At 71.3% G+C, this 23,123-nt stretch carries 7 protein-coding genes; 5 read left to right on the top strand and 2 right to left on the bottom strand.

Annotation, left to right across the window (positions count from 1 at the left end; all coding sequences use genetic code 11):
- The first annotated feature begins 234 nt into the window (after positions 1 to 234).
- The 3 genes from BLV39_RS33750 to BLV39_RS33755 are packed head-to-tail and all read left to right on the top strand — an operon-like array spanning position 235 to position 12,207.
- Positions 235 to 10,332, top strand: a complete 10,098-nt coding sequence (locus tag BLV39_RS33750) for a Tc toxin subunit A-related protein (RefSeq protein ID WP_090801248.1) — start codon at positions 235 to 237, stop codon at positions 10,330 to 10,332.
- Positions 10,313 to 11,278 (top strand): hypothetical protein, encoded by a 966-nt coding sequence (locus BLV39_RS42630; RefSeq protein ID WP_143050001.1) that lies wholly within the window; start codon positions 10,313 to 10,315, stop codon positions 11,276 to 11,278. The genes BLV39_RS33750 and BLV39_RS42630 overlap by 20 nt, the downstream gene beginning before the upstream one ends.
- Entirely contained in the window at positions 11,275 to 12,207 is a 933-nt protein-coding gene (locus tag BLV39_RS33755; RefSeq protein WP_143050002.1) for a methyltransferase domain-containing protein, read from the top strand. The genes BLV39_RS42630 and BLV39_RS33755 overlap by 4 nt, the downstream gene beginning before the upstream one ends.
- 3 nt (positions 12,208 to 12,210) lie before the next feature.
- Here the strand turns inward: BLV39_RS33755 and BLV39_RS33760 are convergent, their stop codons facing one another.
- A complete protein-coding gene (locus BLV39_RS33760; RefSeq protein ID WP_090801252.1) occupies positions 12,211 to 19,509 on the bottom strand; it encodes a SpvB/TcaC N-terminal domain-containing protein in 7,299 nt (2,432 codons plus the stop codon).
- A gap of 143 nt (positions 19,510 to 19,652) precedes the next feature.
- Here BLV39_RS33760 and BLV39_RS33765 point away from each other — a divergent pair, with 143 nt between their 5' ends.
- A complete protein-coding gene (locus BLV39_RS33765) occupies positions 19,653 to 20,981 on the top strand; it encodes a cytochrome P450 (RefSeq protein ID WP_090801254.1) in 1,329 nt (442 codons plus the stop codon).
- On the opposite strand, the gene BLV39_RS33770 is transcribed toward BLV39_RS33765, so the two are convergent.
- Positions 20,982 to 22,190: an alpha/beta hydrolase family protein gene (locus BLV39_RS33770; protein ID WP_239083566.1), complete on the bottom strand. Its 1,209-nt coding sequence runs from the start codon at positions 22,188 to 22,190 to the stop codon at positions 20,982 to 20,984.
- Between the two features lie 159 nt (positions 22,191 to 22,349).
- Here BLV39_RS33770 and BLV39_RS33775 point away from each other — a divergent pair, with 159 nt between their 5' ends.
- The gene (locus BLV39_RS33775; protein WP_176985225.1) at positions 22,350 to 23,114 is read left to right on the top strand and encodes a phytanoyl-CoA dioxygenase family protein; all 765 of its coding nucleotides are present in this window, start codon (positions 22,350 to 22,352) and stop codon (positions 23,112 to 23,114) included.
- The last annotated feature ends 9 nt before the right edge of the window (positions 23,115 to 23,123 follow it).

Genomic DNA, 23,123 nt, shown 5'->3' on the forward strand with positions numbered 1-23,123 from the left:
GATGACTACCGGCAGTAGTCGCTGCAGCCCCGAACGGACGATTCTGGCGGCCATCCGTCGCCGATCGTCGGGGCTCGGCCATAGTCCTTGGATGACCGTTGACCAGTTCTTTCGCCAGCATGTCGGCAACTGCGCAGTCGGAAGGCTGACGCAGGGCCCAGCGGCCGACGTCGATGCTGTTAAGCAGAGCGCGACGTAGAACGAGAGCGTCGAGCCGTGCGAAGGGATCGGGCGATGCGGCTGCAAGGACGTGAACTTCGCGCCGGCATGGCCGGTGACGACGTCAAGGAACTCCACATAGCGCTGGGTCGGCTCGACTACCGCCTTCCCGAGCAGGAGGTGCGCCACGGCATCTTCGGCACGAGCACGGCGCAGGCCGTCGCGGTGTTCCAGAAGGCCCAGGGCCTGCTCGACACGGCGGTCGTCGACGCACGCACCGCCGAGGCGCTGGATCGGGCGACCGAGGACGCCGAGCCGGCCGTCGCTCCACCGCTCCCGCGCACGCCCATTGACGCCGACCCGCCGGCGCCCGATGAGCCGGCGCCGGTCGAGCCGTCCGGGGACGAGCCGCTCGCCGCGGAGCCGGAGTACCTCGTCCGTGGCCAGATCATCTACCGGGGCGGGCTGCCGATCCCGAACCTGGTCGTCCGGGCGATCCACCGCGACCTGCGACGCGAGGTGGACCTCGGGCAGGCCACCACGGACGCCCGTGGACTGTTCGAGATTCACTATGGGCTGGCCGGGCTCGGGCTCCCGCCAGGGCGGTCGGCCGACCTGCTCGTCCGCGCCTTCCAACGGACCGACGACGGCACCGCCGCACTCGTCGCCGAGTCGAAGGTCATCTACCACGCGCGCAAGGTGGAGAAGGTCCGCCTGCAGGTCGACGGCGGACCCGAGAACACCTGGTCCGAATACGAGCAACTGCTCGCCGAGGTGAAGCCCCTGCTCGGTGACGTCGCGATCGACAGCCTGCACGAGACCGACGACGACCCGGACGTCAGCCTGCTCGTCGGCAAGACCGGGCAGCCCGCGCGGCGGGTGGCCGACCTCGTCCTCGCGCACAAGCTCGCGGCGCACAGCAAGGTTTCCCCGGAGCTCTACTACGGGCTGATCCGATCGGGTCTGGGCACGAACCTGTCGGAGATGCTGGCCCAACCCGCCGAGGTCCAGCGCCGCGCGCTGGAGTCCGCCGTGGAGTCCCGGATCGTGCCCGGGCGCCTGGCCGACGAGGTCGACGAGGTGCCGAGGCGACTGGCCGAGGCGGCCCAGCAGTGGATGCTGCGGCTGCGCGTCGACGACGGTCGCACGCCCTTCGGCGCCGTGCTGGCCACCGCGCTGCCCGCAGCCCCGGACCGGACGGCCTTCGCCGCCCGCTTCCTCGCCCACCGGGGGCCGGTCGAGGACTTCTGGGCCGGCGTACGCGACGACGACCGGCTGGGCCCGCGGGCCGAGAGCGTCCAGCTCTCGCTGCGGCTCGCGGCGCTGACGCGCAGCCACGTGCCGACGATGCAGGCGCTGCGCGAACGGGTCGGCCGGGCCGGGTTCCGCGGCCTGGCCGGGCTGTCGACGGAGGACTTCGAGCAGATCATCGGTGCGTTGCCGGAGGAGCAACGGTTCCCGCCCGGCATCCCCGGAGGCTCACCCCAGGAACGGCTCACGGCGTACGCGCAGACGTTGTCCCGCATCGTGTCGGACGCACTGCCCACCGAGGTGCTGGCCCACCGTGCCGCCGACGACACCGAGCAGCCGGCGGACGCGCGCACGTTCTGGCGCAACGTCATCGCGAGCGACGTCGGGTTCGACCTCAGGAAGACCAACGTCGGGACGTTCCTGTCCGCGCATCCGGAGCTGCTGTCCGGCGTCGCCGACGAGGCCGGCGTACGCGCGGAGGTCGCCGGCGTCCGCCGGTTGTTCAACCTCACCCGCGACTACGACCAGGTGCGCACGCTCCAGCAGGCCGGGCTGGACTCCGCGACCGCGGTGACCCGACTCGGCACCGGCGTGTTCGTCTCGCGGTTCGGCGACACGTTCGGCGGGGGAGCCGCCGCCCTGGTGGCGTACGAGAAGGCGGCGACGGTCTCGGGGACGAGCCTGGCCCTGGCCTCCAGCCTCAGCCCGCTGTTTCAGAACCTCGGCACGTACGCACTGTCCACACCGGACTTGAGCGCACTGCCGGATCTGCGGACGCTGTTCGGGTCGCTCGACTACTGCGACTGCGCGCATTGCCGTTCGGTGCTCAGCCCGGCGGCGTACCTCACCGAGTTGCTCACCTGGCTCGGGGAGCGCGCGCTCGCCGACGACACGACCGCACGGGACGTCCTCTACGCGCGCCGCCCCGACATCGGTGAGATCGAGCTGACGTGCGCCAACACCAACACGTCGCTGCCGTATGTCGACCTGGCCATCGAGTTGCTCGAGCTGCTGGTCGAGCCGCTGGAGGGGTTCGCCGTGCCGGGCTCCCTCGCGGGCGACCTCGACGCGCGGACCATCTCCGCCGCGGTGCGCGACGCGTTCGCGGCCAACGGCGTGCCGCTCGCAGGCGAGCACGTCGCCTACGTCGTCGAACCGGACCAGCACTGGTTCCTCACCGATCACGCGACCCTGTACGTCGTGCGGCGATCCGCCGCCGACGAGCTCGAGGTGCGCCTGGGCAGCTACCAGACCCGCGGCACCGACGTCGAGCTCGCCGCGGAGGCCGAGCACCAGCACGCTCCGGCGTACCAACGGCTGCGCGATGCCATCCACCCGTCGGCCCTGCCACTTGACCTGTGGTGGGAGGAGGTCCGGGCGTACCTCGACCACCTCGGCGTCGCCCGCACGGACCTCATGCGGGAGTTCGCCCCGGCTGCGTCCGATGTGGACGCCGACCTCGCGTTCGCCACCGAACAGCTCGCCCTGACGCCGGTGGAACGCGACCTGGTCACCGGCACGGGCGCCGCCGGCACCCGACCGCCCTGGGAGCACTTCGGCCTGGCCGAGACCGGCAACCTGGTCGAGGTGTTCGACGCGTCCGCGCCGGGCGGCGTCAGCACGCAGCCGCTCGGCTGGCTGGCCGCGCTGTCCTGGGTCCGAGAGCTGCTCAAGCGGACCGAGCTGACGTACCAGGAACTGCTCGACGCGCTCGACACCCGCTTCGTCAACCCGGACGGCGCCGTGCGCATCGAGTCCGCGGACCCGGCCGACCTCGCCTCGTGCGACCTGGCCAAGCTGCGCCTGACGAACCTCACCGTCACCGCGGCCAGCCGCCTGCGCCGCTACGTGCGGCTGCGCCGCCGGCTCGGCTGGCGGGCGGACGAGCTCGACGACGCGATCGCCGCTCTCGCGTCCGACACCCCCGACGTCGACGAGCAGCTCTCCGACACCTTGGTCCTGCGCCTGTCCCACCTGGTCCGGCTGCGGGCGACGGTGGGCGGCTCGATCGAGGAGCTGTGCGCCTTCTGGGCACCGCTGGGCACCCGACGCGACGACGCGCTCTACCACCGCCTGTTCCGCAACCCGGCGGTGCTGCTCCCACTCGACCCGGCGTTCCGGCTCAACGCCCAGCGCGACGAGCTGGCCATCGTGACCGAGTCACCCGCCGACGCGACGATCGGCGCACACACCCCCACGGTGCTGGCCGCGCTCGGCCTGACCGCCGCGGAGCTGGACCTGCTCGCCGGCGTGCTCCCCGACGACACCCTCGACCTGGCCAACCTCGGGACGCTGCACCGGCACGCGCGGCTCGCCCGTGGACTCGGCCTGAGCATCCGCGACCTCCTCACGCTTCGCGAGGCGGCCGGCCTGGATCCGTTCGCGGACACCGCCGACACGGTCCGGTTCGTCGACCTGGCCTCCCGCATCCGGGCCAGCGGGCTGTCGGTGTCCGAGGTGGACTACCTGCTCTTTCACCAAACCCCGCTGGCGCCCGCCGAAGCCGAGCTCGCGACGATTCTCACCGAGGTGCGCGACGGGCTCCGGTCGATCGCCGACGAGACCGCCGGCCAGCCCGGCCCGGCCGGCGAACGGCTGGCCAAGGCGCTCGCGTCGCTGCGCTGGCCCATCGAGCTCGTCGAGCGACTCGTCGCCCTGCTCGACGGCAGCGCGACCTACTCGGCGGCGTTGGCGGCCGCACCCGGGGACCTGACCGTGCCACCCGGGCTGGCCGACCGCGTGACGTACACCGACGGGCGGCTCCTCGTCCGGGGAACGCTCACGACGGCCGAGCGGGACGCGTTGCTCGCGGGCAGCGCGGACGGGGACTACCACGCGGCCGTGGCGCAGATCTTCGACGCGCCGCGCGGGTACGCCACGACCTACCTGACGGCCTTCGCGTGGCCGGCTTTCCGCGCACCGCTGCCCGCGCCGGTCGCCGTCCCCGCCGACCTTCGCGAGCGCGTCTATCACGACGGGCCCGCCGGACAGCTCGTCAGCGTCGGCCCGCTGACGGAGACGGACCGCAACCGGCTCCTGGCGCTCTCGGCAGACACCGCGTTCCAGGCCGCAGTGACGCGACTGTTCGAAGCACCGGCGACCTTCGTGCCGGACCCCGGCAACGCGTTCCTCGAAGAGGCCGACGTGTCCGCGATCCTCGACCTGCCCCAAGCCGAGCGGTTCGCGGCCGTCAACGCGCCGCTGCGCGAATACCTGCGGCTCGCGGCGAGCCGGCGGCTGGTCGTGCACCACCTCGGCGAGGCGCTCGGTGTGCCGACCCGGATCGCCGAGCGGCTGCTGACCCGGCAGGTCTCCGTGGCGGGCGAGCCTGGCCGACCCGCGGTCGAGGCTTTCCTGGACGCCGCGTTCGCCGACAGCCACCCCGACGTCGCACTGAGCGAGGCGAGCTTCCCCGCCCCGTTCCGGACCTTCCTGCGCCTGCACAAGGCCGCGGCGCTGATCGGCGGGCTGCGCCTGACCACCACCGAGTTGGACTGGCTCGCGGCGTACGGGGACGCCGTGCCGCCGCGGTCCGTGCCCTGGCTGCCCGGCACGGGAGCCACCGCCCGCTGGCTGAGGTTCGACGACATCCCGGCCACGGCAACCGCGCGCACACCCGGACCCCTCGCCGCGTTGTTGCGGCTCGTCGAGCTCGGCCGCATCCGTGCCGGCCTCGGCGAGGCCACCGTCGGCGACGTGCTCGCCGCGGCCCACGGCCCCTCGCCCGCGTCGTTGCTGGCCTTGTTCGCCGACCGCACGGGCAGCGACGAGGCCGAGCTCACCACGCTGGCCGGACCCGGGATCCTCGACCTGGACCTGCCCGACGCCTTCCGCGACGAGACCGGCCCGGCGCTGATCGCCCGGTGCCTGCGGCGGATGCGGGCCATCGGCAGCTCCGCGAACCAGTGCCGGGCGTTCGCGGCCCCGTCGCCGGACGCCGTCGACGCCCGCGCCGCCCGGCACGCCGCCAAGGCCAGATACGGCGAGGCCGACTGGCCGGCGGTGGCCCGGCCGTTGCGGGACCGGCTGCGCTCCCGGCAACGCGACGCGCTCGTCGCCTACCTCGTCACCCGGGGCCACGACTTCGCCGACGTCAACTCGCTCTACCGGCACCTGCTGATGGACTGCGAGATGGACCCGTGCATGGTGACCTCCCGCATCAAGCAGGCGATCGGCTCCGTCCAGCTCTTCGTGCAGCGGTGCCTGCTCAACCTCGAACCGGACGTGGTCGTCGACGAGGCCGTCGACACCGGCTGGCGGGACTGGCGCTGGATGAAGAGCTACCGGGTGTGGGAGGCCAACCGCAAGGTCTTCTGCTACCCGGAGAACTGGCTGGAACCGGAGCTGCGCGACGACAAGACCCCGTTCTTCGAGGAGCTCGAGTCGGCACTGCTGCAGGACGACGTGACGGCCGAGGTGGCCGAGGAGGCCTTCCGGACCTACCTGCAGCGCCTCGACGGGGTGGCGCGACTGGAGATCCTGGGAAGCTGCCGCGAGGCCGCCGCCGACGGCCGCCCGGCGGTGCTGCACGTCTTCGGCCGCACGCAGGGGATGGCGCCGACCTACTACCACCGGCAGCGCATCGACGGCGGACGGTGGACGGCGTGGCAGCGCATCGACGTCGACATCACCGAGCCGCAGCTCCTGCCGGTCGTGTGGAACCGGCGCCTGTACCTGTTCTGGCCGGTGTTCACCGAGGGCACGATCCCGGTGGAACCACCGCCGGACAAACCGGTGACCCCGAAGCGCTACTTCGACATCCAGCTCGCGTGGAGCGAGTTCCGGCAGGGCCGCTGGCAGCCGAAGCAGCTCAGCAGCCTGACGGTCCGCTCCGCACAGACGCCCGACGCCAGCCCCGACCACGGCCGGCACGCGCACGTCTTGCGGGCACGGGTGACCGATCCGGCGCTGCGGGTCTGGTACGAGTACAACAACCCCTCGACGACGTACGACGAAAGCGACGACTACTACGGCCCGGTCACGTACGGCTTCGCGACCGTCAACGGCTGGTACTTCACCGGTTGCGACGCGAAGGTCCAGGGCTACTCCCAACGCATCTACGGCCTGTTCGAGCCGAACGCCACGGTGCCCAGCGGCATGCTCTTCGAACAGGTCGGCGCCAACCCGCTCTACCTGCCCACGGGCGGGTCGGCGGCACAGGAGGACGTCGCGCTCGCGGCGCCGCCGGCCACGTTCACGCTGTCGTACACCCACGAGGACGCGTACATCACGGGCGGGCAGACGTTCTTCTTCCAGGACGCGGCCAAGACCTACCACGTCGATCCGTCCGAGGAGGTCGTCTGGGATCAGGTCTGGAGCTCGCCGTGGGCCTTCGGTCCGCTCCACGTCGACCTCGTCAACCAGCGGTACTACGAGCCGGATCTGGCCACGGTCGACGGCGCCGGGCCGATAGAGCCGACGCCGATGCTGCGCGCCCTGCTGCACGGGAGGGGCGCGGCCCCGTCGGCGGCAACCCGGGGTGCGGCTGATGATCCGGTCACGACCGCCCTGGCCACCATCGACGGTGGCCGCGCCGCGCTGGTCCGCGCACAGACCGCCGAGCTCGAAGCGCGGGCCAGGCCGGGCGCCACCGTCGACGCACCGTCCACACAGGCCTTGCGCAACGTCATCGTCAGCCGCCCCGACAAGGCGCTGCTGACCATCGGCGAGTACGTGGACGAGGCCCGGGCCCTCGGCGCCGGCTGGACGGTCCCGGTCGCGGCTACCGTCCACCGCTACCATTTCAAGACGCACTACCACCCGTACGCCTGCGCGTTCCTGCGTGACCTGAACGCCGGTGGCATCGAGCGCCTGGTCCGCCGGACCGCGCAGCTCCGCTCCGCCAACCCGTTCGCCGGGCGCTACCAGCCCACCGACCTCGTCCTGGCCGGCCCGGAGCAGCAGCGCTATCCGATCGAGGACGTCGACTTCGACCACCGTGCCGCGTACGCCGCGTACAACTGGGAGCTGTTCTTCCACGCGCCGCTGCTCGTGGCCCTGCGGCTGTCGGCCAACCAGCGCTTCGAGGAGGCCCAGCGCTGGTTCCACCTTGTCTTCGACCCGACCGACGCGTCCAACGGGCCGGTGCCCGCGCGGTTCTGGCAGACCCGACCGTTCTACGAGCAGAGCCAGCCCGAACTGCTCGCCCAGCGGATCGAAGAGCTCCTCGCCCAGCTCGCCGACGGCTCGGCCGACCCCGCCCTGGTCAAGCAGGTCCGGGAGTGGCGGGCGCAGCCGTTCCAGCCGTTCGCGATCGCCCGACTGCGGATCACCGCGTTCCAGCGGTCCGTCGTGATGCGCTACCTCGACAATCTCGTCGCCTGGGGAGACCAGCTCTTCCGGCGCGACACGATCGAGTCCATCAACGAGGCGACGCAGTTGTACGTGCTCGCGGCGGAGCTGCTCGGGCCTCGTCCGGCCGGCCTGGCGCCGCGTGCCGCCCCACAGGTGCGCACGGCGGTCTCGCTCGACCCGGAGCTGGACGCGCTGTCGAACACCCTGGTCGAGCTGGAGCAGCTCATCGCGTCACCCGCGCCGGACAGCGTGATCGTGCCGCCCGACGCCCCGCCACTGACCCTGGCGAAGATGGCGTACTTCGGCGTGCCCCGCAACGACAAGTTGCTCGGCTACTGGGACACCGTCGCCGACCGGCTCTTCAAGATCAGGCATTGCATGAACATCGAGGGCGTCGTCCGGCAGCTCCCGCTGTTCGAGCCGCCGATCGACCCGGCGTTGCTCGTGCGGGCCACCGCCGCCGGCGTCGACATCGCCAGCGCGCTGGCCGACGTCTCGGCTCCGGTGCCGCACTACCGGTTCCGCACGCTCGTCCAGCGCGCCGGCGCCCTGTGCCAGGAGGTCAAGTCGCTCGGCCAGCAACTGCTCGGCGCGCTGGAACGGCGCGACGCCGAAGCCCTGGCCCGGCTGCGGGCGACCCAGGAGCGGGAGCTCACCGACCTCGTCGAACAGGTCCGGGTCCGGCAGCAGGACGAGGCGCGCGCCCAGATCGCGGCGCTGCGCGCGGCCCGTGCGGTGGCCGTCGGGCGTTACCTGCACTTCCAACGCCTGCTCGGCACGAGCGCACCGCGCACACCCGCCGAGGACGAGCCGATCCCGCTCGTTGACCCGTCCGCGAACGCGGGGATCGCGGTGTCGGAGGGTGTCCGGATGCTCCGCCACGACCGGGCCGAGCTGAGCAGCCTCTCCGACGCACACGACAACACGAGGCTCAGCTCCGGTTCCCAGGTGGGCGCGAGCGTGTTCAGCGTCCTGCCCACCGTCTCCTTCGACGCCAAGCCATGGGGCGTGGGCACGGGATCGAGCTGGGGCGGCCCGAACCTCGGCGCCGCGGCGTCGGCGCTGGCCGGTCTCTTCGGCATCTTCGCCGAGTCCGACAGCCACGACGCCGGGCGATCCGCCCGGCTCGCGCAGCACGTGGTGCGTGAGCACGACTGGGTGTTGCAGAGCAACCAGGCCGCGCTGGACATCATGAGCATCGACCGGCAGCGGCTCGCGGCCGAGCTCCGGCTCGAGATCGCGGGTGCCGAACTGGCCAACCACCGCACCCAGATGGAGCACCAGCGCGCGGCGGAGGAGTTCCTGCGGAACAAGTTCACCAACCGGGAGCTGTACGAGTGGATGGTCGGCCGACTGTCCACCGTGTACTTCCAGTCGTACCAGCTCGCGTACGACGCGGCGAAGGCGGCCGAGCGGGCCTTCCGCCGTGACCTCGGTGTGGCGGAGTCCGAGCACATCCGGTTCGGCTACTGGGACAGCCTGCGCAAGGGCCTGCTCGCGGGCGAGCAGCTCCAGCACGCCCTGGGGCGGATGGAGGCGGCGTACCTCGACCAGCACCGCCGCGAGTACGAGTTGACCAAACACGTGTCGCTGGCCGGCCTGCACCCCGAGGCGCTGGTCGACCTGCGCGAGACCGGCCGCTGCTACGTCCAGATCCCAGAGGCCGTCTTCGACCTGGACCGCCCCGGCGACCACCTGCGCCGGATCAGGGCCGTCAGCCTCTCCATCCCGTGCACCGTCGGGCCGTACGCCAGCGTCAACTGCTCGCTGACCCTGCTGTCCAGCCGGGTCCGGGTGGAGACGGGCACGGTGCCGGAATATGCCTGGACCGGTCCCGACGACACCCGGTTCCGGCACTCCGCGGGAGGCACGACGACGATCGTGACCAGCTCCGGCCGGGAGGACGCCGGTCTGTTCGAGACCAGCCTGAGCGACGAGCGCTACCTGCCGTTCGAAGGTGACGGGGCGATCAGCACCTGGCTGCTCGAACTGCCGACGCCACTGCGGCAGTTCGACTACCAGAGCATCACCGACGTGGTCATCCACCTGCGGTACACCGCGCGCGGCGGCGGGCCGGCGCTGCGGGCGGCCGCCCTCGACGAGCTCACCGCGCAGCTCAACGCCATGGAGGTCGAGCAGGGCGTCCGCGGGATGTTCCGGCTGCTCTCCGCGCGGCACGAGTTCGGCAACGCCTGGCAGGCATTCCTGTACGCGCCGCCGGACCCGGCCGCGCCGCAGCGGTTCGCCGCCGTGCTCGGCATCGACCGCTTCCCGTCGATGGTGCGCGACCAGGCCGTGCGGATCGCGCAGGTCGCCGTCTTCTTCCGGCCGGCCGCCGCGTACGACGACAGCCAGCCCTTCGCCGTGCTGGTGCACCCACCGGGCGGGGGAGCACCCCACCCCGTGCCCTTACAGCGGGTCGACACCCACCTCGGTGGGCTACCCGGGGGAGTGCTGGACCTGGGGCCGGGCGGTGTTCCGCTCGACGCCGAGGCGCCGTGGACGATCGAGGTCACCGACGTGCCGGACGACCTGGCCGAAGAGGTCGAGGTCGACGGCCAGACCGTGCGCCGCCTACGACCGGGGGCGGTGACGGACCTTGGCCTCCTTGTCCGCTACGTGTTCTGACGCCCGGACGGTCGGCGACTGGCTGAGCGGGACGGCGCGGCGCCTCGGCACGGCCGACCCCGGAGACCGGCTGGGCGACGTGCTCGCCGGCGCCTTCGCGCGCCCCATGGACGACGCCGCCTACCGCGGCAACGCGCTCGTGCCGGGCGGGTGGCCGCTGGAGGTGTCGTTCTCCGAGGAACGCCCGGACCGGCTCCGCCTCGACCTCCAGCCCTCCGATGTGGAGTGTCTGCCGGTGCGGCGTAGGGCCCGGACCCTGACGGTGGTCGGTCGGCACGCCGGAACCGGGTTCCACCGCCGCTACGCCGCCTGGCGTCCGTATCTGCGCGCCGACCGCTTCGGTGCGTTCCTCGGCGCGGAGTTCGGCCCGGACGACCTGACCTCCGTCAAGGCGTACCTCGAGCTCGACCCGGCGGTCGCGCCGGCCGCCCTGCCCGGACGCCTCGGCGCGGCCGCGTCGATGGTGGCCGCGCACGTGCCCGGCGTCGTACCGCACCTGGTCGCGATCGGCGGCGGCCTCGACGGCCCGCTGGAACGGGTCTACCTCGCGTGCCGCGGCGGCCTGCGGATCCTCGCGCTCGACGGCCTGCTCGCGGGGCTGGGCCTCCGGCACCGGTTGCCGGCGCTGGCCGCGACCGTCGCGGAGCTCACCGGGGGCCGGCTGCTGCTTCCCGAGGACGCGGCGCTGGTGGCGGTCGCCGAGCGGGCGGGCGGGCTCGACCTCAAGGTGGAACTGCTCTCGGACGCCCTGGCCGGTCCGGCGGAGGCCGCGATCGAGCGTCTGTTGCTCGACCGACCGTCGTCGCTGGCGGCGTTCCGGCGGTGGCGGCACGCGGTCGGCCCGGCCGTCACCACCAGCGTGGTCAGCGTTCGGCTCGCCGGCGACAGCCCGCCGCGGCTCAACGTCTACCAACGGATCGCCGCGCCGGACCGGCTGCGCCCGTGACGTCCCCGTTGGCCAACGCCCGCCGGGGCGCCCAGGCCCTCTACCGGCTCGGCGCCCGCCGGGTGTGGATCTGCGGCTCGATCGCCCGCGCCGGCCAGTGGGATGAGCGCTCCGATGTGGACTTCGCCGTCGAGGGGCTGCCACCGCACCGCCTCACCGAGGCGCAGGGCGCGCTGGCCCGGCTCTCGGGCCGGCACGTCGACGTCGTACCGCTCGAACAGGCGGCCGCCGGTCTCCGCGCCGCCATCCTGGCCGGGCGGATCCTCGTCGACCCCGACGGCCGCGTCCACGGCGCGGCGGCGGCGCCGCTCACCGCGCGGCTCGCCGGACCGGTGTCCGCGCCCGGCCCGTGGCACGAACGGCGGCTGGCCGCCGTCGCCTCGGTCCTGACCGAAGCGGGCGCCCGCCGGGTCGTCGACTTCGGCTGTGGCACGGGCCGACTGGTCGAGTCGCTCGCCCGCGCGGGGATCGAGCGGCTGACGGCCGTCGACCGCGACGCGGACACGTTGGCCCGCGCCCGAGCACGGGTCGAGCGGACCCTGCCGCCCGCGACCTGCCGCCGCATCACGTGGCGGCACGCCGCGGTGTCCGTCTGGGACGACGCGCTGGCCGGGCACGACGCCGCCGTCGCCGTCGAGGTCGTCGAGCACCTGGACCCGGCCGACCTCGACGGGTTCGTCACCGTCGTGTTCGCCCGCCTGCGCCCGGCGGTGGTCGTGCTGACGACGCCTAACAGCGAGTACAACGCGTTGTTGAAGACCGTCGACCTGCGCCATCCGGAGCATCGCTTCGAATGGACCCGGGCGCAGTTCCGCGCGTGGTCCGATCACGTCGGGAGCACACACGGGTACGCCGTGCGGGTGCGGCCACTCGGCCGCGCGTACCCGGGCTACGGCTCGGTGACGCAGCTCGCCGTGTTCACCGCGTGACCGTCACTTGAGCCGCTCCACGGTCCATTTGGTCGAAGACTTGATGTAGCTCTCCATCCGATTGGCGACGTCTTCGATCTCGGCGGCCGTCAAGGCTCCCTTCCCCTTTCGCGGGACCCCCTTGATCTGCGACTCGAAGATCTCGTGCAGGCGCAGGTGGAAGTTCAGCCCGAGGCCCGTGCTCCGGTTGTCGAACGCCTCGCGGTCGGTGATCACGATCAGGTTGTCGAGCCGGTTCGGATCCAGATGTGGCTGGAGATGCGCGAACTCCAGCGGGACGCGATGGTGGACCTGGGTGCCGGTGGGCAGGCGCTTTCCCCGGGCGGCCTCCGCGATCTCGCGCGCCTCCTTGCGGAGCTTGGTCCGCTCCGCGTCGGTCAGCTTCTTGGTGACGTACCGGCGCGGCTTGGCCGTCGACTTCGTCCCGCCCTGGTCTTGGTGCCCGGAGCCCTTGCCCTTGACCACCTTCTTGCCGATCTTCAACGCGGTGTCGACGGCCTTGTCCTGCAGCTTGCCGATCCCGTAGTTCTCCGCGGCGGTGGTGACCCCGTTGTCCCACGCGTCGCTGAGGAACTGGAAGGCGCGGTACGCCGCGACGGCCTTCTTGGGTCCGAACCCCCAGTCCAGGGCCGTACCCACCCATCCGGCGGCCGTCCCAAGCCAGCCCTTCGACTCCTTGGGGACGGTCCCGGTAACAGTGATCACTTCCGACGAGGACGGCAGCCACCCCTCGAACGTCACGACCGGCCGGATACGCGTGACGGCCCGCAGCCCGCTATGCACGACCCGCTCGCGTTTGTAGTAGAAGAACGACCAGGCGTCGAACCTGGTCTCCGTCGTCTCCCACTCCGACTCGAGCTCAATGACCGGCTTGTCCTCCACGATCCGCACGTAGTTCCAGATGTCGCCGTTCTGGTCCGTGTAGCTCCAGTGGCGGCCCTCGTCGGTCATCTGGTTGAGGCCGGTCCACCCCTCCGAGTCGTGCCCGGTCCGGTCGACGAGAGTGATCGGGTTACCCCGGCAATAGGCGTACGTGTTGAGGTTGTCCTTGATGCCCGACGGGTCGCTGCTCGTCCACCGCCCGAGCCAGGTCGCGTAGTACCGCGCACCGTGCTGGCTCAGGCCGGTCTCGTCGTCGCGCTCGAGCCCGGTGTACCGGTACCGCTTGAGCTTGACCTCCGCCAGGCTCCGGCCGGCCTGGTACGACGAGCCGCCGTAGGGGAAGTACTCCTCGTAGGAGATCACCTGACCGGCCGCGTCCAGCTCCAGCGCCGCCGACCCGAGATGGTTGCCGAACTGGTACCGCGTCAACTGCTCCGGCACGCCGGGCTCGCTGCCCCGCGTGCGCGTCTCGACCAACGCGACACGCTGCTGGTCGTCCATGACGTGCAGCGTCTCGCGTTCGAGCGTCACCGTGGCGCCGCTCCCGTCGTACTCGCGGTACACCTCGAAGCCGCCGATGTAGACGCGCTCGTTCATGCGCGTGCCGTTCTGCCGTTCGGTGATCTTGCGGACGCGCGCACCGCCCGCGTCGTAGACGTAGTACGTCGTCTCGGGCGTGCCCTCCGTCACCGACTGCTTCGTGGTGGCCGCGAGCTCGTCGTGGTGGTTCCAGTCCATCCCCGTCAGGTGCGGCATCGACGTCATGTTGCCGTGAGCGTCGTACGTGTAGAGCTCGGCGGGACCCGCTCCGACCTTGGTCGCGGTGAGGCGATTCGTGGTGACAGCCGGATCGAACGGGCTCGGCGAGCCGTAGGCATAGGTCCGGGTCCAGTCACCCCCGGCGGCCCGATGGATCAACCGCTCCACGTTGCCGACCGCGTCGTAGTCGTAGCGCTCGCTGTAGGCGCGCATCGCCTGGCCGTCGGTGGGCAGCGGCAGGTGCTCGTCCCAGCCCGGCCTTGGTCGCGCGGCCTGGCCGATGTGCTCGCGCCCCGAGGCGGCGATCAGGCGGTAGACCGCGTCGTAGCGGTAGTCGCTGTCCGGTGTGACGACCTGGTTGTCGTAGTAGAGCGTCTGCTGGGCCTCGTCGCGGATGTGCGTGATGTTGCCGACCGGGTCGTACGTGTAGCGCAGGTTCTGCACGGTCGCCTGGTCCGAAGCGCGCGTCGTCCCGACGCCGGCCAGGCGGAAGGTCAGCGGGTCGTACGCGTACTCGGTCCTGGCGCCGTTGCCGTACTCGACCCTGGTGCGCTGCCCCTTCGCGTCATAGCCGAGGTCGCTGACGAAGGTGGTCGCGGTCGGCGCACCGCGCAGCCGCACCCGCACCCGCTCGAGCAGGTTCGCCTCGTTGAACGTCGCGAGGTAGACGCTTCCGTCCGGTGTCGTCGCCGATGTCGGCCGGTTGAGCCCGTCGTACGTGACGCTGCCGGCGAACGTGGTCGGGTCGAGTGCCGGGGCCGCACCCCAGTCGAGGGTCCCGCGGAACTCGCTGGCGAGCTGGCGAACGCTCGTCAACGCGTTGCCCCGCAGGTCGTACGTGTCGGTGGTCGTCACACCGGACTGGTCGAAGACCTGCACCATCCGGCCGCGCAGGTTCCGCTCGGCGGCGTCCGGCCGGCCCTCACCGTAGACGGACCGCCCGAGCAACACGGGCGACCCGGTTCCTTCGCGAAGGTAGCTCTCGACGGGCCGCCGGCCCGCGTCGTACGCCGTCCGGAACTCGTGGTCGCGGCTGTCCCAGGTGCGGATCGACTTGCCGTCGACGGCGCCCAGCATCCAGCGGTCGCCGGCCTCCATGCTCGCCTGATGCAGGAGCGTGCCGAGCAGGTCGTAGTCGTAGCTGACGACCACGCGATCGCGCGCGTCGACCACGGCCCGCTCGTTGCCTTCGACGTCCAGCTCCAACCGCGTCGCGTAGGTCTCCCGGACGGTCGCGCCGTCGCGCACGAACGCGTTGTGAGCCACTTTCAGGAACGTCCGGCCGAGCGTGTCCGCGTGGGTCACCAGTGGTGTGGCCGCATGGATCGTCGTCTTCTCGGCCGCGTCCTGTTCCTGCGGACCGAGGTCGCCTGACAGCCGGCGCTCGAGCCAGGTCGGCCGGTACTGCGCGTCGTCCAGGCGGCGGAAGAAGCCGCCGGCGTCGGCGTCCGCGGCGGGATCGGCGACGAGGGCCGTGTCGTTGCCGTCCCAGCTCTCCTGGCGCCAGGAGTCGAACACGACCTTCTCCCACGTGTGGTTCGGATGCAGCGTCGCCACGGCGCGGCCCGCGGGGTCGTAGAAGATGACGGGGCTGACGCCCACCCGCATGTCGGACTCGAACGTGAAGGTCGGGCTGAAGAACGGCTCGTACTGCCGGACCGGCTTGCCCTTGTTGTTGAAGACCGTCCAGCCGCCGCCCACCCAACGCCCCAGCTCCGCCTGCGACTTCTGCTGGATGGTGCGGCCGAACCCGTCGGAGTACGCGAAGCGGTGCTGGACCCGGGTCAGCTCGCCCGCGCCGAGCTCCGCGTCGGGGGTCTCGCGCGTGAGCGTGTAGACGACGCACGGCGCCGGCCTGTCCTCGTGCCGCGTGCGCCAGTAGGCGAAGGGGTCGTAGACCATTCGCGTCGTCGCCCGGCCGAGAATCGCGTGCGGGTCGGTGAGCGGATCGCTCAGGTGCGCGGCCACGACGTCGTCGGGGAGGTCGGGCTCGAAGCCGTCGAGCAGGTCGCCCTGCCGGGGCGCCGGGGCCGGTTTGCCCATGACGGCCGTGCCGACGAGCAGGCCGAGCGCGTCGAAGCTCGCCGCGGACCGGTTGCCGTTCGGGTCGGTCACCAGCTTCGGTTGGAGCACGCGATAGTCGTTGCCCGACGACAGCACGTTGCCGGCCGGATCGCGCTCACCGGACGTCACGGTGTTGCCGAGCGGGTCGCTGATGCTCTCGGTCATGAGGTCGTACCCGTCGTAGGTGACGGCGGTGACTTGGCCGAACGGGTCGAGGTAGCGATGGGGGAGGTAGAAGTGACCGCGCGCATAGGCGAGCTCGTCGTCCGCCGCGCTCGGCGACAGGAACGCCCGGCCAGAGGGCACCCACCACTGGTCGTCGCCCTCGCTGTGCACGTATCCGCCCTCGCCGGACAGCACCGCGTCGGAGACCCGCGTGCCGAACACCTGCTCGACCAGTTCCCGCGTGAGCGCCAGCTTCAGGCCCTGGAAGGGAATCGCGCGCGGATCCAGGCGGCCCAACGGAAGGGCTCCCGACAGGTCGTCGGCGCGGTACAGCATCCGCGAGTGGCCGACCAGCCGCTTCTGCGGCCCGCCGTCGGACAGGGCGGCCAACAGCTCGTCCAGTGAGAAGCGCGTGTCCGGCGTCAACCCCGTGAGCTCGAACGACCGCGACTCGGACGTCAGCGGGGTGCGATAGTCGTCGGGGGTGTCGACGGCGTTCGTCATCGCCTGCTCGATGCACATGACGTGCACCTGGCCCTGCTTCGCCTGGTCGCGGGGCTCCAGCGTCGGGTCGGGCCGGCGGCGTGCGTACGCCACCACCGCCGACTGGAGGACGTTGCCGAAGGCGTCGACGGCGAGCGTCAGGTTGTGCGTGACGCGCGGATCGACCGGATCGCGTTCGTAGTGGTAGACGATCGACTCGCGCGAGTGTGGGAAGAAGACGGCGTGCGGGTTCGCGTTCTGGGGCTGCACACACACGACCGTGAAGTTCTGTTCGGCGACCGTGTACGGGTAGGGGGACTGGTCCGTGCCGTCGAGGGCGTAGATCTCCTGTCGCAGCATCGAGCCCTTCAACGCCCGGCACGCCTCGCGCTGCTCGTCGGCGGTCAGGCCCGGGGGCAGCACCGTGTCGTCGAGCAGCAGGCGCTCCGCCTCGGCGTCGGTCAGTCCTGGCTCACGGAAGTACTCGTCGGCGTAGTAGCGCGAGATCCGCTGCCGATCGTCAAACACTCCAGTGTGGAACCAACTCCGGGTGAGCACCGGCGGCACGTCCGAAGCCGCGGCGAACTCCTGCGTGTCCCACTGCTCCACCAGGCCGAAGCCGCGGAACTCCCGCTCGACGCCGTCGAAGAAGCCATGGTGGTACGCCGACCGGGTGACGAAACGGTTGCCCGAGATGCGGTCCAGGGTCTCGACGCTCTCGACGACGTGGACCGGGAACGGCAGGCGCGTGATCCACGGCCGGCCCGCGCGCTCGTCCGCGAGGTAGAACTTCGTCGAAGGGGCGTACCGCATGCGCGTCTCCGCGCCGAGGTTGTTCACCGTGCCGACGAGCAGGTGCGGCTTCTGCCCGCCCATGAGGTCCACGTAACGCATCGCGGCGTCCAGCGGTGAGGTCCACACCAGACACGCGGTGCCGTTGCCCAGCAGATCCACGGCCTGGACGGTCGAGAGGTCGTCCACGACAGGGAACGCCGGCAGCGTGCGCGCGCCCGTCCAGCCGTTGCCGGACTCGTTGAAGTAGAGCCGTACCTCCGTCGCCGCGAGATAGATGAGGTCCGTCGGGCCGGATCCGTCGATGTCCGCCAGACGCAGGCGTCGCGGATCGAACACGTCGGGCGCGTCGAACCACGGTGCGTGATCCATCGTCACCTTCGCACCGAACCGCCCGTAGCCCAGGTTGGGCCAGTAGCAGACCTCGCCGTTCCGCACGCGGACGATGTCGGCGAGGCCATCGCCCGACATGTCCGCGGCGAAGACCGTCTGGTCCAGGTCGGCGAAAATCACGGGCTCGCGGGGGCTCGGCACGCGGAGCGCGGAGCCGAATCCGTCCTCGGCGAGCGACGGATACCACGTCAGAGCGTCGCCCTCGGTGATCGCGAGGTCGACGTGCCCGTCCCCGGTGAGATCGACGAACCGCAGGTTGGGCTCGTTCCAGTCAAGATCGGGAAACGAGGCGAGCGGCGTGTACGGGTCCCAGCCGCGCTCGTCGGTGCGCTCGAAGAAGCCCGGCGCGGGACGCTCCAGCACCACGCAGTCGAGCCGGCCGTCACCGGCGAGGTCGAGAAACTGGTGGTGCCGGGCCGGAGTGGTCGCGAACGACGGCAGGCTCGCCGCCTCGACCACCGGATCGAATCGCGCGGACGAGCCGGACAGCGGGCTCACGTTGCGCTTGTAGAACCAGGCGCCCTGCTGTTGGGCGAGCAGACCGGGCGACCCTTCGCCGTCGAGATCGACCCACTGGTACGCCGAAGCGCCCAGCGGCAGGTCCCCCAGGTCGACGTCGCGGACCTCGCCGTCGACGGTGGCCGGGGAGTACTCGAACTCGACGGGCGGCATCGACTTGCGCAGGTAGCTTCCGTCCGTGCGGAGCACGTAGCCCGAGTTCGTCACCTGCGTGACCAGTGACCGGACGCCCGTGGTGTCGTAGGTGATGTCGGTGGAGCGCACCAGACAGTCGGCGGCGCCGAGCTCCGCCGGGAAATGATGGAACATCAAAACGCGCTGGCACAGCCGCGAGGTGCGCACCTCGAAACCGGCGCGGTAGGTCGAGAAGGTGTCCTCGCGGCGCGCCCAGGCACGCTCGTGGTCGCCGAGCACGGCGGACACCGACCGACCGTCCGCGCCGGGCGTGACGTGCTCGCCGTAGTCGAACACGACCTCGAACAGCCAGTCGGCCCTGGCGGCCAGGTCCTCGTCCGCCAGCCGGGGCGTGCGGTTGCCGTACTTGATCCGCTTCAGGTAACGCCCCGCCGATCGCGCGGCAGGTGTGCGGTGGCGCTCGTGTGACTGCGCCGCGAGGTCCACACCGGACGAGTCCTCGGCCTTGTACTCGTACCGGATCGCATTGCCCTTGTCGTCGTAGCTCTCGCACATCAGCCAGCTGAAGACGCGGCCCGAGTCGGCGATCCGGCTCTCGCCCGTCTTGCCGTACCACGTCGTGATGTTGTCGCGGGAGATCGCCCGCCAGCACACCTCGCGGCTGTCGGTGGTGCTGGTCCACCGCTCGATCCGGGCGAACGACCCGTCGATGCGCGGCCGGTACTGGTCCACCGTGTAGGTGATGCCGCCCAGCGTGCGCCGCAGGGGTCCGCCGCCGGCGCGCGGCACCAGGTCCTCGGCGCCCGACAGGACGAAGACGTCGGACTCGATGCCGTCCTCGTAGCGGGGCAGCCCTTTGTCGGTCTTGCGGGTGACGGTGGCGAGGGCCAGGTTCCAGCCGAGCCCGAACGGCCCGTTGCCCTGGCCGGAGTCGTACGCGAGCGAAAGCTGCGGCCCGAACCCGCCGCGCCCTTCACTGGTCGCGATCGGCACCGACATCGTGCCGGTGCCCGTCACCGGATTCGCGCCGAGCTTCTCACCGATCCCGCGAACCGCACCCCCACCTTTCGGCAGCGTGATCTGCGGGGCCTGGATGGCCGATCCCGTCATCTCAGCTTCTCTCCACGACCCGCTGAGCCCTTGTGCCCGTCACACTGCCAGCGAATGTCCGCGGAACCAACGAAAAGTCAGGAAAGTAGCACCACGAACGGCTGACCCTCGGCCGCCGTCGCGGACGCGCGCATAATCAGGACATGGAGACGAATCGATGGATTCGGGCGAAGTCGGCGATTCCGGTGATCGGCGGCTCGTTGGCCTACATGCACGACCCGCTCACCCTGATGCGTCAGCTTTACCGGTCTCACGGTCCGGTCGCCCCGGTCGCGATGCCGGGCCCTGGGCCGGCGGCGTTCATCCTCGGCCCGGATGCTTGCGGCGCCGTTCTCCAGAACGGCGACAAGGCCTTCGTCAACGGTTGGGAGCTGCTCGTCGGCCCGTTCTTCGACCGTGGCCTGATGCTGCTCGACGGCGCGGAACACAAGCAGCACCGCCGGATCCTGCAGCAGGCGTTCACCCGTTCGCGGCTCGCGGCCTACACCGCGGCGCTGCACCCCGCGGTCGCCGCGGAGCTGGATACCTGGCAGGCGGCGGAGCGTTTCCCGGCGTACTCGGCTCTCAAGCGGTTGACGCTCAATCTCGCCACGCAGATCTTCATGGGCGGGCACCGGATCGCCGACCCGGTCGAGCTGGACCGGGTCAACCGGGCCTTCATCGACTGCGTGCAGGCCGCCGGCGCGATCATGCGCGTCGCGGTGCCGGGCAACAAATGGCACCGCGCGACGCGCGGGCGGGCGACCCTGGATCGGTTCCTCACCGCGCAGTTGCCGGCGGCGCGGGCGGCCGGCGGCGACGACCTGTTCTCCGTGCTGACCCGGGTCGAGGACGAGGACGGCACCCGCTTCGGCGACGCGGACGTCGTCAACCACATGATCTTCCTGCTGATGGCGGCGCACGAGACCACGACCTCGACGGTGTCGACCGCGATGTACTACCTGGGCCGTCATCCCGACTGGCAGGACCGGGTCCGTGCGGAGGCGGCGGTGCTCGGTCCGGAACCGACCGTGGAGCAGCTGAGCACGTTGCCCGACCTGGACATGGTGATCAAGGAGTGTCAGCGCCTGGTCGCGCCCGTTCCCGTGGTGGCGCGGCGGGCGGTCAAGGACACCGAGGTAGCCGGCCGCCACGTTCAGGCCGGCACCCGAGCGTTCGTGTGTCAGCAGCTCTCGCACTACCTACCGGAGCTCTGGACCGGCCCCGAGGCGTTCGATCCGTCGCGGTTCTCACCGCACAGGGCGGAGGAACGGTCGCACCGGTTCGCGTGGGCGCCGTTCGGCGGGGGAGTGCACAAGTGTCTGGGGATGGCGTTCTCGAACCTCGAGGCGCGGACGGTCCTGGCGCAGATTCTGCGACGGTTCCGGTGGTCGGTGCCGGCGCACTACACGCCGCCGATGAGCAACGTTTCGCTGCCGTACCCGAAGGATGGGTTGCCGGTTGATCTGCTGCCCATGGCGCTGATCAGCTAGTCACAGAGTGACCAACCGCGCGTCCGGGAAGCGCGGCGAAGGACGGTGCAGCAGGCCGTCGTCGTGGTGCCGCAGGGTCAGGTCCAGGAACGAGCGCAGGTACGCCCGGGCCGTGCGCACGGAGGCCGCCGGGTTGATCGTGCCGATGAAGCCCGCCACCTGCTCCGGTGTGAAGCCCGCCGGCCCGGCGAGTTGGGGGATCAACGCCTGGAAGTCGGTGAACGACAGGTGCCCGGAGTCGCGCAGGTTCACCGCGGCCCGGAAACCGTGGAGCCGTGTCCACAGCTCGTGCAGGGTCGGGTCGAGCGTGGTGTCGTGCCCCTGGCCCAGGAAGAACAGGAACGGCTTGTGCGACGCCTCCCACAGCGGCGGGCCGAAAATGCCACCGTCGAGGTTCGCGCCGGCCCGCACCCTCGGGTCGTTCAGCAGGTGCGCCGCGGTCGCGCCGCCGAGCGAGTGCCCGATCACCGCCACCCGCCGCAGATCCAGCGCGCCGGCCAGGCCCGCCGGCAATGGCCCACCCGCCACCGACGGATTCCGGCCGGCGTTCACCGTGGGCAGACGGTCCAGGGTGAAGAGCACGTCGGCCATCCGCAGCCCGACCGCCCGGACGTCGTCGTCTGGAAGCCCGGCGACCACCACGTGACCGTCCGGGAACTGCACCTCCCCGGCGTCGTGCGGGTGGTCCACGGTGACCACCACGTACCCGTGGCTGACCAGATCCTCGACCAACACAGTGGCGCTGTCGCGGTCCAGGCCGAAACCGGGCGAGAAGATCACCACCGGGTACGGCGTGGCCACGTGCCTCACCCGGGCACCGATCCGACCGTGTGTGCGGGGGACGGCGAGGACGTCGAGCGGCAATACGTTGCGCTCCTGGAACGTGCGCCAGGCCGCCGGCAGGAGCCAGTCGGCGCGGGGCTGCCCGGGTCCTGGATTCGCCGGATACCAGACGCTCACCATGAAGTCGCGGAACGTGATCTCGGGAATCACTGGGTCGGGGCGCGACAGGTCGCGCAGGTGCAGCGGCAGCACGCCGACCGGGAACCGACCCGTGGGCGTGGGCAGCAGCAGCGGGATCCGCCGGGCCGGGGCGGGCGCGGTGGTCGCGCCGGCGCGGGTCGGGGCCAGCAAGGGGGCGGCCAGCGCGGCGGTGGCCGCGGCGGCCAGGAACGAGCGCCGGGAAAGCGGGTTGCCCGGCATCGCCATCAGCGTCACGGTCCGACTGTATGGCCCGCGGGCATGACCCCGGATCCGGCACAAACCCGGGCTGTGCCCTGAACGTCCTCAGGGTCGCACGCGCTGGGACGCCGGGGTGCCGGACGGAACACCGTTCTACCAGGCGGCCAGCGGTTAAGATCTCCTGCTGTGGCGCCCGACCGCGGTTCAGCTCTTGCCGCGCTGCGAGAGCATGGCTTCGTCGTGCTGCGCGCGCTGCTGTCCGAGGCGGAGCTCGCCGCGGCCCGCGATCACGCGGATGACCTTCTGCGGGGGGCCGGCTGGAGCGACAACGACTTCGACGGCCGGCGCACCCGGCGCGTCTACTCCCTGCTGAACCGCGTCGGCTCCCTCGAACCGCTGCTGCTCCGCCCCGAGGTGCATCACCTCGTCACCGCACGCCTGGGTGAGGTCTACCAGTTCGGCATGCTGTTCCTGTCCGCCGTGGATCCGGGCCAGGGCGCCCAGCAGCCACACTTCGACGCGGGGGTCTACCCACTTCCCCGAGAGGTCGAGGCGGAGACCAACGTCATCTGGGCACTCGACGACTTCACCGCAGGCAACGGCGCCACCTTGATCGCCCCGGGAAGCCACCACTGGGCCGCGGGACGCCGTCCGCAGCCGCAGGAGCTCGTTCCTGCGGTCATGCCCGCCGGCAGTGCGCTCGTCTACAGCGGCCGCCTGTGGCACGCCGCCGGGCACAACACCACCGAGACCACACGGCGGGCCCTGATCTGTGAACACGTCCTGCCCTGGCTCCGGCCCGCCGACAACCACATCCTGGCCACCGGCACCGACCAGCTACGGAGCCTGACCTCCCACCTTCGACGCCTGGCCGGAGTGGCGCTGGCCAGCGATTACCTTGGTTTCGTCGCGGGCGAAGACCCTGAGCGATGGCTGCTCCAGTCCTCATGACATGGCGGG

Source organism: Asanoa ishikariensis, assembly GCF_900107455.1.
In the GTDB taxonomy this organism is placed as follows: domain Bacteria; phylum Actinomycetota; class Actinomycetes; order Mycobacteriales; family Micromonosporaceae; genus Asanoa; species Asanoa ishikariensis.